Origin of the sequence: Promicromonospora sp. AC04, assembly GCF_003058225.1 — a bacterium.
Lineage (GTDB): Bacteria > Actinomycetota > Actinomycetes > Actinomycetales > Cellulomonadaceae > Promicromonospora.
Genome location: NZ_QBUG01000008.1, coordinates 329,862 through 337,600 on the forward strand (window position 1 = coordinate 329,862; position 7,739 = coordinate 337,600).

The 7,739-nt window shown below is 74.5% G+C and carries 3 protein-coding genes; 1 reads left to right on the forward strand and 2 read right to left on the reverse strand.

Annotated elements, in window-relative coordinates:
* The first annotated feature begins 85 nt into the window (after positions 1-85).
* Complete coding sequence (locus C8K30_RS21520; protein WP_108494928.1) at positions 86-901, forward strand: TIGR03619 family F420-dependent LLM class oxidoreductase; 816 nt, start codon at positions 86-88, stop codon at positions 899-901.
* 186 nt (positions 902-1,087) lie between these two features.
* On the opposite strand, the gene C8K30_RS21525 is transcribed toward C8K30_RS21520, so the two are convergent.
* Positions 1,088-5,827 (reverse strand): S8 family serine peptidase, encoded by a 4,740-nt coding sequence (locus C8K30_RS21525; protein WP_108494929.1) that lies wholly within the window; start codon positions 5,825-5,827, stop codon positions 1,088-1,090.
* A gap of 421 nt (positions 5,828-6,248) precedes the next feature.
* On the reverse strand, positions 6,249-7,250 hold the full coding sequence (locus C8K30_RS21530) for a helix-turn-helix transcriptional regulator (RefSeq protein WP_158281087.1): 1,002 nt from the start codon (positions 7,248-7,250) through the stop codon (positions 6,249-6,251).
* Between the last annotated feature and the right edge of the window lie 489 nt (positions 7,251-7,739).

Consider the following 7,739-nt stretch of genomic DNA (forward strand, 5'->3'; position numbering starts at 1 on the left):
GGAGCATAGTGGGTGCGGCTCGTGCCCGACGATGCCGCCCTCGGGTGCCGGGAATGAGTACGGCGGGGCGCCGGTTCGGTCAGGCATGGAGCTGCAGGTAGTGCTGCCGGACGAGTCGCCGACCATGCCGGTGCGGACGCTCGTCGACCTGGCGCGGACGGCGGAGGACCTCGGCTACACGACGGCGTGGCTGCCCGACCACGTCCTGCCGCCCGGCGAGTACGGGTCCGCGTTCGGTGGCGTGTACGAGCCGCTGGTGACGATCGGGCACCTGGCCGCGGTCACGGAGCGGCTGCGTTTCGGTACGTCGGTGCTGGTCGTACCGCTGCGCGACCCGTTCGTGCTCGCCAAGCAGGTCGCGACCCTGCACCAGCTCTCCGGCGGCCGGGTGGTCCTCGGCGTCGGGGTCGGCTGGAACGTGCCGGAGTTCGACGCCGTGGGCGCGGACCACCCGCATCGCGGCGCCGTCACGGACGATGCGCTCGCGCTGCTCGAGCACCTGTTCTCGGGCGGCGCGGCGCCGTACCGGGCCAGGCGGTTCTCCTACGAGGAGGGCGTGTTCGCGCCGGTGCCCGACGGGCGGGTGCCGATCATGGTCGGCGGGAACAGCAACGCCGCGCTCCGCCGGGCCGCCCGCTACGGCGACGTCTGGCAGGGCATCCCCGCGGACCCCGGCGCCTTCGCCGAGCGCGTCCGGGCGCTTGCCGAGCTGGCCGGTGAACGCGACGTCCAACCCGCCCTGCGGATCGGCTGGGGCGGGAGCACGCCGGTCGAGCAGGTCGCCGACGACGTCGTCGCCTACCGCGAGGCCGGGGCCGCCCAGCTCGCGGTCCACTTCGGCGAGCACGAGGGCACTGCCGAGCGCATGACGGCGCTGGTCAACGCGATGGCCGACCGCTAGGCACTGGCGGGTGCCGGAGCCAGGCCTGCCGAGATAGAACTGGGCCGGGCTGGAGCTGGGCTGGAGCTGGGCCGGGCTGGAGCCGGGCCGAGTTGGACCCAGGCCGCGATAGAACCGGGGCGAGATAGAACCCCGGCTTCCGCCCTGGTTCCATCTCGCCCCGGTTCTGGTCCGGCGAGAGGCGTGCTACCGGCGCTTCACCTCCAGGTCCGCGGTCGCCTCCGAGCCGGCGAAGTCCTCGGTCCCCTCGTAGGCCGCCGTCACCGTGTAGTCACCGGGCCGGACGAGCGGAGGCACCAGTACCTCGGCGCGGCCGTTCCGCAGCCGCACCGTCCGCTCGTACGGGTGCCGGTCGTCCTCGCGACCGACGGTGATGGTCACCCGACCCGACGGCGTGGCGTCCTCCGCGGACACCGTCACCTTCACCGTGAACGGCTCCAGGGGGCGCACCGAGGCCGGGGCCTTGATCCGCGTGCTGGTGGCGGCGGGCAGCAGGTCGTCCGGCACGAGCGCGCCGACGGCGGTGCGGTGCACGCCGCCTTCGTCCGCACCCGCGTAGACCCAGGCGCCGTCGGGGCTCACGGTCAGGGAGCGGACCGACATGGCCGACAGGCCGCCCGACGCCGACTCCCACGTGGCACCGCCGTCGGCCGAGACGAAGACCCCGGCGCCGTTGGCCGCGAGGCCGTACGGCCTCCACCGCGCCGCGCCCGCGACGAGGAGCCGTGTCCCGGCGGCCGGGCCGTCCGGCACCTCGACTGCCACGAAGGTGTCCACCGCCGCGGACGTGTTCGGCACGACGGCGGCCGTGAAGGTCTCCCCGCCGTCCGTGCTCACCCGGATGCCCGGCCGCTCGCCGACCACCACGTGGTCGGTGTCCTCGGGGTCGACCCATACGGACCGCGCCTCGGCGTCGGTCAGGCGGGTGATCGTCTTCCCCAGGTCGTCCGACCGGTACAGGCCGGACGACGTGGCCAGCCACAGCCGCCGGTCGTCGGCCGGGTCCACGACTATCTGCTGGATCAGGATCCCGTGGGCGTAGCTGGTCCACGTGTCGAACCCGTCGCGCGACACCATCAGGCCCGTGTCGACGAGCGACGTGAAGCCCACGGCCACGGTGTCCTTCCCGCGCACCGGCCCCTCGTGCGGGGACACGGCGAGCGCCGTCGGGCTGAAGCCCCCGGTCGGGCCCACCCGGGTGAGGTCGGCGTCGGTGGTCCCGGCGGTCCCGGTGACGATCCGGCCGCTGCCGATCGCGTTGCTGCCGACCGCCCAGACGTCGCGGTCGCCCAGCGGCGACTGGGTCACCTCCGTGAGCTGGAAGCCGATCCAGCCCTCATGACCGATCGAGCCCCAGTCCTGTGCGTCCGGGTCCAGGTCGGCGAGCGGCTGCTGGTGCAGGCCCTCGAAGTCGACGGCCCGGAGCACGGGCTCGCCGTCGGCGTCGGTGCCGGCCTGCACGTCGGCGACGTCGCTGCCGGACACGCCGGTCTTGGTCCACACCTCGCCGTCGTCGGTGGCGTAGTACCCGGCGCCCTCCATCGCCATGACCACCTGTCCCGCGGGGGTGCCGGGCCAGTGGTCGACGTCGGTGGCGAGCGGCCCGTGAACGGGCAGCGGGTCGGTCTCCCACGTCGCGCCGCCGTCGGCGCTCGTGCTGTAGGAGGACAGGCCCGAGGCGTACACGGTGCCGTCGGTCAGCGTGGTGACGGTGACGTAGGACTGGCCGGTGTCGGCGCCCTCGGTCCAGGTGACGCCGCCGTCGGCCGAGGTCAGCGAGACGCCGTCGCCGCGGACGGTGACCGCCGTCGACCCGTCGGCGACGACGCCCTGAGGCCGGTCGCGGTAGTCGGCGGTGACGTAGGGCTGGGTGACCTCGCTGCCGCCGGTCAGGACGTCGGCGATCCGGTAGATGCCGTCGTAGGTGGCGATCAGGAGGTCGTCGCCGGCGAAGGCCGTGCCGGACACGAGGCCGTCCCAGGCGGGGGCGACGCGGCGCCACCGCTGCCCGGCGTCCTGGCTGAGGTAGAGGCCGTCGTCGGTGACCGCGGCCAGGGCGTCGCCGTGGGCGACGAGGTCGCGGACCGCGACGTCCGGGAACGGCAGGACGGTCCAGGTGGCCCCGGCGTCCGCGGTGTGCACTATGCGGCCCTGGTAGCTGGGATCGAGGACCACCCGGCCGGACGCGCCGTTGAGGGCGACGTAGAACCCGCCGGGCGTCGCCGTGTCGGCAACGGGGATGCCCCAGCCGTCGGCGACGGGCATGCTGCGCACTCGCTGCCACGTGTCGCCGTAGTCGGTGGTGACGAACGGGTGGACGCCGGTGGCGGTCATCGCGAGGCCGGTGCCCGGCGTGGTGGGCGACGTGGCCAGCACCCGGGCCGCGCCCGACAGGCCGACCTGCTCCCACTCACCCGGCTGGTCGGCGCCCTCGGACTGCACGCCGCCGGCGCCGGTCAGGGTGCGTCCGGCGACGGTGGCCTTGGCGTCGAGCCGGTAGGTGCCGGGCTCGTCGAGCGGCACCGTGCCGCGGTACCAGCCGGGGCTCGTGCCGACGGCGGTGAGCGCCGCGGTGTACTTGGCCCCGGAGGGGGCCGTCGCGCGCACGGTCGGGGTCGCCTCGGGCGCCATGGGCGCGTGGACGAAGACCTCGGTCTCGCCGGTGGCCAGCGACGGCGAGGCCTGGACCTGCAGCGGTCGCACGTAGGCCGCGTACGGCACGCGCACGCTGCTGCCGGCTGAGCTAGCACCGTCCGAGCTAGCACCGTCCGAGCTGCCGCCGCCCGACACCGTGCCGACCAGCACGCCCGAGGTCTCGGCGTCGACGGCGCCGGGCTCGGGGGTGACCGTGAGGTCGACCGAGGCGGCCCGGCCGGCGGGAATCCTCAGGCGCCGCGTCGACAGCTCGGCGTCGCCGGTGCTGCCCTCGGCCTCCTCGACGGAGAGCCTGACGGTCACCGCCCGGTCACCGGAGTTGCGCAGCACGACGGTGCGCGTGCGGGCCGGTTCCGGCCCCATGTCGGCCAGCCCCAGGGAGACGGCGTCGGGGGAGGCGGTCACCCGCTGGTCGACGGCGGCGGCGACGTCGAGCTTGCCCGCGCCCTGGCCCGACGGCGACAGGCCGTCGTCATCGGACTCCAGCTCCTGCGCGCTGCCGATCAGGGACGCGCGGAGCTGTGCGCCGGTCAGCTCGGGGCGCGCCTGGGCCAGGAGGGCCGCCGCGCCCGCGACGTGCGGCGCTGCCATCGAGGTGCCCGACATCCGGTACTGGTCGCCGTCCACGCCGAACTCCGCCGGGATGTCGGACATGATCTCGTAGCCGGGCGCCACGATCTCCGGCTTGAGCGTCATCGCGTCGCTCGGGCCGCGCGAGCTGAAGCTCGTGATGGTGTCCGTCTTGTCGATCGAGCCGACGGTGCCGCTCACGGTGCCGGCCAGGACCTCCGACTTGAACGTCTGGTACTGGGCCGAGCTGATGTTCATCATGACCAGGCTCTCGCGGCGCAGGTCGAAGCCGCCGCCGGCGAGGATGTTGGCGGCGCCCTGCGGGCCCGCGCCGTCGTCGCCCGCGGGGTCGGTGGGGCTCGGCGTGTACAGCAGGGCGCCGACGGCGCCGTGCTCCTCCGCCATGAGGGCCTGGGCCAGGTGCGGGCCCTGGACCTGCCCGAGCTGGGTGGCCACCATGCTCTGCAGGACGACGATGGCGCCGCGCACGTCGCCCGCCTTCTCGTAGTCCTCCTCGTCGAAGCCGTCGCCGACGTCGACCAGGCGCGCCGTGATGCCCTCGGCGGGCGGGTTGGCCGACAGCGGGAAGCGCGTGACGTCCAGCGGGCGGGGCTCGTCACCGTGCCGGGCCGGGTCGAGCGTCAGCGTCGGGTCGGCGACGCCGGTCGTGTCGGCGCCGACGGCGATGACGCCCTCGGCGGCGGCGGGCGAGCTCACGCTCTGGGCGTAGGGCCCGGAGTTGCCGGCGGCGGCCACGACCACCACGCCCTGCTGGGTGGCGGCGGTGGAGGCGCGGCCCAGCGGGTCGGTCCCGTCGCCGGGCGTACCGAGGCTCATGTTCACGACGTCGGCCGGGTAGTCGCCCAGCGGGTTCGTCGCGGCCTCGAGCGCGAGCAGCAGGTCCTCGGTGGTGCCGCCGCCGTTCGCGTCCATGGCCTTCCACGCGGTGAGCGTGACGTCGGGCGCCATGCCGGTGAGGTTGGCACCGCCCGCGCCGACGATCCCCGCGACGTGGGTGCCGTGCATGTGGTCGTCCATGGGGTCGGCGTCGTCGTTGACGAAGTCGTAGCCGTCGGCCACGCGGTGGCCCGGGCCGAAGCCGCCGCCGAGGTCGTCGAGCGTGTAGTCGATGCCGGTGTCGATGATCGCCACGGTGCGACCGTCGCCCTTGACGGGCACGCCGGCGTCGTCGGTGCGCTCCCACACCTGCGGGGCGCCGGTCGCGGGGATGTTCGCCTCGCCGAGGATCCGCGCGGGCGCGTCCTCGGTGACCCGCGCGACGCCGGGGGCGGAGCGCACGGTGGCCAGGTCGTCGGCGTCGACGGTGGCGACCACTGCGGAGAGCAGGCCCGTGACGGACTCGGCGTCGTCGAGGGGCACGCCCTGGCGGACGATCCAGGAGGTGACGCCGCCCTGCGCCTCCTCGACCGTGTCGACGGCCGCCCGGTAGTCGGCGGCGAAGGCGCTGCGCGCCCTCGCGGCGCCGGGTCCGGTTGCGGTGCGTGCGGCGGCGACCTCCTCCTCGCCGACGACGTCGGCGGCGGTGGGGGAGTCGAGCTCGATGATGACCCGTACGGGGTCAGGGTCGGGTACGGGGTCCGGGGCAGCGACGGCGGCGCCCGGAGACAGGATCACGGAGGCTGAGACGAGGGTGCTCGTGACGAGGGCACCCCAGCGGCGGCCGGAGGACAGAGGTTGCATGAGGGGTTGTCTATCCGCCGTCGGACCGGATGGGCAATGGTGGTATTGGCCGGTTGCGGCCACTGGCCGGTACCGGCCGCAAGTGTTTACACGGCTGTCATGTGGGAGGCTGCTCGCGGGGTGAAATTGGCGGAGCGGCGGGTGAAAAGCGTCCCTGGGGGCTAGGCCCGGCTCCGCCCGGCTCGGCTCCGCCCGGCTCGGCTCCGCCCGGCTCGGCTCCGCCCGGCTCGGCTCCGCCCGGCCCGGCTCGGCTAGGCCCGGCCCGGCTCGGCTAGGCCCGGCCCGGCTCGACTCGGACTCGGACTCGGACTCGGACTCGGACTCGGACTCGGACTCGGACTCGGATCGGATCGGGCCGGTCGGCTGCCCGTCAGATCCGGCTGCGCCTCAGATCCGGCTGCGCGTCAGATCTGGCCGTCCGTCAGATCCAGCCGCGGCGGACCGCTTGGACGCCCGCCTGGAACCGGTTGGCCGCGCCCAGGCGGCGGAGCAGGTCCGCGCTGCGCCGCCGCAGCGTCCGCTCGGACAGCCCGAGCTCACGCGCGATGGTCTCGTCCTTCGCGCCGGAGCCGAGGAGGGCGAGCAGCGCCCGGTCGTCCGTGCCCGGGCCGCGGTCCAGGGGAGCGGCGTCCTCCAGGCTGTCGGCCGCGGGCACCTCGACCGAGTCGGCCCACACCGCTTCGAAGGCGACGCACAGGAGGTCGACGAGCGGGCCGCCCTCGATGACCACCGCCGTCGGCCGATGGGCGTCCAGGGTGGAGCTGACCAGCGCCGTCCGCCGGTCGGCTATAGCGAGCTTGGTGGGCAGCGACCGCGCGATCCGAGCCTGCTCGCCGGCGGCCGCCGCGTAGCGGATCTCTGCCCAGGCGCCCGGCCGCTCCAGGACCTCGGCGGCGTAGACGGCCCGCCACAGCACGCCGCGCTCCAGCACGAGCGGCTCGACGGGGTTCTCGCCGGCCAGGACGTACGGCGGCCGGTCGAACGCCATGAACTCTCCGGTCACCTCGTGCTCGAGGCGCGTGTACCAGGCGCCGATGAGCGCCGGGTCGTCGAGCACGTGGACGCCCCCGCCGGACTCGCTGGTGTCGGCGGTCTGCTCGAACAGGTCGGCCAGGTCCGGGATCGCCGCGCGGATGCGGTCGAGGTGCGCCTCGGTCCGCTCGGCCAGCGCGCGCAGCGCGATCCGGGGGTCCACCGCCGTGTACTCGCCCTCGCTGCCGCTCGTGCGGTTGATGAGCCCGGCGGCCCGCAGTCGCGCCAGCATGGCGGCGGTGTCGGTCCGCTCGAGCGGCACGTCCTGGACGACGTCCTCCACCCGGACCGTGCCCTGGGCGAGCACGTACCGGTAGACCAGGCGGGTGTCGTCGTCGATGCCTACGGCGTCGAAGCCGCTGCCCGCATCGAGGTCGGGATCCGGTGCCATAGCCGCCAGCGTAAGGGCATTGGAGAAGATCAAACTCGGGTTGTTGACCTCGGTGGGGCCGTCGAGGACGGTCCGGAGGGGCATGCTGACCGCCCAGGCGGTCGGGTCGCGACGGTGTTCGGGTCCGGTCTGTTGCCCGTTGCCCGTCGCCCGTGCGCCGCCACGATTACCACTCAGCCCGCGCCAAGGCGGACCGGGCATGCTTTGCAGTCCTCCGCTGGGGCCGGCCCGGCAGGTGGCCGGCCCGGCAGGTGACCGGGTCTGCTGGCTTGCCCGGTCCGTTGGCTTGCCAGTCAGGTTCGGCTGTCGGTCAGGTCAGTCTGCTTGGCCTGCTTGGCCTGCTTGGCCTGCTTGGCCTGCTTGGCCTGTCGGGCCTGCCGGTCAGGCGGGCCCGGCCGGTCAGGCGGGCCCGGCGGGGTTAGGCGGCTTCGGCGTCGGTCGGTGGTGGGGTGTCGATGGCTTGGGGTAGTCGGATGTGGTGGCCGCGGG